This window comes from Anaeromyxobacter terrae (assembly GCF_022690685.1).
GTDB classification, from domain to species: domain Bacteria; phylum Myxococcota; class Myxococcia; order Myxococcales; family Anaeromyxobacteraceae; genus Anaeromyxobacter; species Anaeromyxobacter terrae.
Window position 1 is genome coordinate 1 of the sequence record NZ_JALCYY010000077.1, and the last position, 3,596, is coordinate 3,596.

Sequence of the window (3,596 nt, forward strand, 5' to 3'; positions counted from 1 at the left end):
CAGCGCCGCGCCCGCGCGGACGAGCGCCCAGGCAGCCGCGCGCGCCGCGCCGCCCGCGCCGGCGAGGAGCGCGCGCGCGCCCGGCCGGAGCCCCTCCTCGCCGAGCAGCATGAGGCACGCCGCGGCGTCGGTGTTGAACCCCTCCCAGCCGCGCTCGGTGCGCCGGAGCGTGTTCACCGCCCCGACCTCGCGCGCGACCGGGTCCACCGCCTCGCAGAGCGCGACCACCGTCCGCTTGTGCGGCACGGTGACGTTGAGGCCCTGGAAGCCGAGCGCGTGCGCGCCGCGGATCGCCTCCTCGAGCCGCTCGGGCGGCACGGGCAGCGCGACGTACACCGCGTCGACGCCGAGGTGCTCGAAGGCGGCGGCGTGCAGCTCGGGCGAGCGGCTGTGGCGCACCGGCTGGCCGACGACGCCGTAGAGCGCGGTCCGCCCGGTGATCACGCGCCGCTCCCCGAGAGCCCGTCGAGGAGCGAGAAGAAGGAGGGGAAGCTCGTCGCCACGCAGGCGACGTCGTCGAGCACCACCTCCTCGCCCGAGAGGAGCTGCGCGATCGCCATCGACATGGCGATGCGGTGGTCGAGGCGCGTCTGCACGGTCACGCCGCGGAGCGGCGTCGGCCCCTCGATCGCGCAGCCGTCGTCGAACAGCTCGATCTTCGCGCCTGCGCGGGCGAGCGTCTCGCCCATCGCGGCGAGCCGGTCGGACTCCTTCACCCGGAGCTCGCGCGCGTCGCGGATCAAGGTCCGGCCGCGCGCCTGGGTCGCCATCACCATCACGACCGGCAGCTCGTCGATGAGGCGGGGGATGATCGCGCCGCGGATCTCGGTCGCCTCGAGCGCCGCCGCGCGCACCGTCACGTCCGCGCGCGGCTCGCCCGCGACCTCGCGCTCGTTCGTCCGCACGACGCCGGCGCCCATGGCGGCGAGCACGTCGAGGAGGCCGGTGCGCGTCGGGTTCACCCCGAGGTTACGCACCGTCACCTCGGAGCCGGGGAGGGCGGCGGCGCCGCAGAGGAAGAACGCGGCGGAGGAGATGTCGCCCGGGACGTCGACCCGACCGCCGCGCGGCCGCGAGGGCGTGACCGTCACCTCGAGCCCGTCCACGCGGATGGGCACGCCCATGCCCGCGAGCATGCGCTCGGTGTGATCGCGCGAGCGCTCGGGCTCCGCCACCGAGGTCTCGCCCTCCGCGAAGAGGCCGGCGAGGAGGCACGCGCTCTTCACCTGGGCGCTCGCGACCTCGAGCGCGTGGCGCACGCCCTCGAGCGGCCGGCCGCGCACCACCACCGGCGGCAGCCGGTCGCCGTCGCGCGCGGAGAGGTCCGCGCCCATGCGGCGGAGCGGATCGATGACGCGGCGGACGGGCCGGCGGCGGAGCGAGGCGTCGCCGGTGAGGATCGAGAGGCCCGGCACGCCGGCGAGGACGCCGGTGAGGAGCCTGAGGCTCGTGCCGGAGTTCCCGCAGTCCACGACGTCGCCGGGCTCGCGCAGCGCGGCGGGCGGGACGACCACGAGCTCGTCCCCCTCGGCGCGCACCGTCGCGCCGAGCGCCTCGACCGCGCGGCGGGTGGCGTGGACGTCCTCCGCGTCGAGGAGGCCGCGCACGCGGGTCTCGCCGGTCGAGAGGGCGCCGAAGAGGAGCGCGCGGTGCGAGATGGACTTGTCGCCCGGGACCTCGATCGCTCCGCGGAGCGGCCCCTTGCGACGGCAGGTGAGCGGTCCCGTTCCGGTGGTCAAAAGAGCTCCTCCCGCGCCTTTCGCGCGGCCTCGAGCGCGCGGCGCGCCGCCTCGGGTGACTCGACGACGGCGGCGAGGATCCGCGCGAGGTGGCGCTCGAGCCGCGCCGCCGCGTCGGGGAGGCCCGCGTTCCGCCGGGCGACCTCCCCCTGGATGTCGAACGGGAACGCCGCGAGGCGGGTCATGTCCTTGAGGCCCGGGCCGGCGAGCTTCAGCGCGAGCGGGCCCGCCTCGCGCGCGGCGACCGCGAGCGCGGAGGCGACGAGGTATGGGAGGTGCGAGACCATCGCCACCGCGGCGTCGTGCTCGGCGGCGGTGCAGCGCTCCACCTTCGCGCCGAGGGCGAGGTGCAGCGCGGCGACCCGCTCGACCGCCTCGGCCGGCGCGTCGGTGCAGACCGCCACCGTGCCGCCCTTCCACTTGTCGGCGCTCGCGCCGGCGTAGCCGCCGTGGCCGCCGAACATCGGGTGCGCGCCCACGAACGCGACGCCCGGCCGGACCGCCGCGCGCGCCGCGGCGACGACGTGCGCCTTCGCGCCGCCGACGTCGGTGAGCACCGCGCCGTCGGGCAGGAGCCGCGAGACCGGCCCGAGGAGCGCCTCGATCGCCGCCACCGGCGTGCAGAGCACGACGAGCGCGCAGGCCCCGAGCGCCGCGTCCGGCGCCGCGCGGACCTCGTCGGCGACCCCGTCGGCGAGCGCCTGGGCGCGGACGTCGTCGCGCGGCTCGACGGCGACGATGCGCACGGCCGGATCGACGCCGCGCACCGCGCGCGCGAGCGACGCGCCCATGAGCCCGAGGCCGGCGACGCCGATCGTGCGAGGGAGCGGGCCCGCGGCCACGGGGCTAGACCTCCCGCCCGACCGCGGCCGCCACCGCGGCGAGCCGGGGGAGGAGCGCCTCGAGCCCCGCGGGCGTGAGCGACTGCGGCCCGTCGGAGCGGGCGCGCGCCGGATCCGGGTGCACCTCGAGGAGCAGCCCGTCCGCCCCGGCGGCGATGGCGGCGAGCGCCATGGCCGGCACGAGGCTCCGCTTTCCGGTGCCGTGCGAGGGATCGACGAGCACCGGCAGGTGCGTGAGCTCCTTCAGGACCGGCACCGCGGAGAGGTCGAGGGTGTTCCGCGTCGCGCGCTCGAAGGTGCGGATGCCGCGCTCGCAGAGGATGACGTCGGGGTTCCCGGCCGCGAGCACGTACTCGGCGGACATGAGGAGCTCCTCGATCGTGCCGGACAGCGCGCGCTTGAGGAGGACCGGCTTCCCGGCCGAGCCGAGCGCGCGCAGGAGGTCGTAGTTCTGCATGTTGCGCGCGCCGATCTGGAGGCAGTCGGCGTACTCGGCGACGAGGCCCACCGCGTCGGGGCTCATCACCTCGGTCACCACCGGCAGGCCGGTGAGCTCGCGCGCGCGGGCGAGGAGCTTCAGGCCCTCCTCGCCGAGCCCCTGGAACGTGTAGGGCGACGAGCGCGGCTTGAACGCCCCGCCGCGCAGCAGGCGGGCGCCCGCCGCCTTCGCCGCGCGCGCGACCGCCTCGAGCTGCTCCCAGCTCTCCACCGCGCACGGCCCCGCCACGACCGGCACGCGGCTCCCGCCGAACGCGACCGCGCCCGGGCCGCGGCCCACGGTCACGACCGTGCGGCCCGGGTGCAGCTCCAGCGAGGCGAGCGCGTACGGCTCCGAGACGCCCTCGATCTCCGCCTCGGAGGCGCTCTTCTTGATCGGCACCATCGTCCTTGAAGTTCCTCTCTAGACGGGGGCTGCGCCCCCGCCCCCCCCCCGGGGGGGGGGGGGGGGCCCCCCCCCCCCCCCCCGGGGCCCCCCCCCCCCCCCGGGGCCGTCGCCCCCAAAACGGGGGGCCCC

At 77.5% G+C, this 3,596-nt stretch carries 4 protein-coding genes; all 4 read right to left on the reverse strand.

Annotated elements, in window-relative coordinates; genetic code table 11:
• A partial coding sequence (locus tag MNY62_RS22605) for a shikimate dehydrogenase family protein (RefSeq protein WP_408629102.1) occupies positions 1-444 on the reverse strand: 444 nt, incomplete at its 3' end.
• Positions 441-1,739 carry a 3-phosphoshikimate 1-carboxyvinyltransferase gene (aroA, locus tag MNY62_RS22610; protein ID WP_242346604.1) on the reverse strand — a complete coding sequence of 433 codons (1,299 nt, stop codon included), beginning with the start codon at positions 1,737-1,739 and terminating at the stop codon, positions 441-443. The genes aroA and MNY62_RS22605, both read right to left, overlap by 4 nt.
• Positions 1,736-2,581 (reverse strand): prephenate dehydrogenase, encoded by an 846-nt coding sequence (locus MNY62_RS22615; protein ID WP_242346605.1) that lies wholly within the window; start codon positions 2,579-2,581, stop codon positions 1,736-1,738. The genes aroA and MNY62_RS22615 overlap by 4 nt, the downstream gene beginning before the upstream one ends.
• Before the next feature lie 4 nt (positions 2,582-2,585).
• Entirely contained in the window at positions 2,586-3,464 is an 879-nt protein-coding gene (gene aroF, locus MNY62_RS22620) for a 3-deoxy-7-phosphoheptulonate synthase (protein ID WP_242346606.1), read from the reverse strand.
• Positions 3,465-3,596 lie beyond the last annotated feature (132 nt).